The sequence below is a fragment of the Lyngbya sp. CCY1209 genome (assembly GCF_035615495.1).
GTDB lineage: Bacteria > Cyanobacteriota > Cyanobacteriia > Cyanobacteriales > Microcoleaceae > Limnospira.
Genome location: NZ_JAJENU010000311.1, coordinates 1 through 524, shown reverse-complemented (window position 1 = coordinate 524; position 524 = coordinate 1). Strand labels below are relative to the sequence as shown.

1 protein-coding gene is annotated in these 524 nt (G+C 46.8%); it reads left to right on the top strand.

The annotated features are described in order from the left end of the window. On the top strand, window positions 1–524 hold a 524-nt coding region (locus LKE08_RS08965), incomplete at both ends, for a group II intron maturase-specific domain-containing protein (protein ID WP_324703877.1).

Here is a 524-nt window from a genome sequence, read left to right as displayed (position 1 = left end):
CCTCAAGCCGCCCTGATTAAACATCTCAATCCCATCATCACAGGATGGTCAAGATATTACTCAGGGGTAGTCTCCTCAGAGATTTTCGGAAAGCTAGATGAGATACTCTGGCAGCAACTAAGGGCATGGGTAGTGTCACGATGCAGAAACGCCAAATACAAAACGCTCAGAAAATACTTCCGAACTGGAAAAGTGATACTGAGTAATGGGAAGGAAAGGAATGAAAAGTGGATTTTCCAAACCCAGGGTGGTCTACGACTCCAACAACATAACTGGACTCCCATTGTCTACCACACGTTGGTAAAATCGAACGCATCGACGTATGACGGAAACTGGGTCTACTGGGCAACAAGAAGAGGGAAATCAGCAGAAATCCCAAACCGAGAAGCCAAACTGCTGAAAAACCAGAAAGGCAAATGCAAATGGTGCGGACAGCACTTCACCATTGAAGACCAAGTGGAGACCGACCACATCATCCCTAGATGCCTCGGCGGAAAGGATGATTACAAGAACCTCCAACTGCT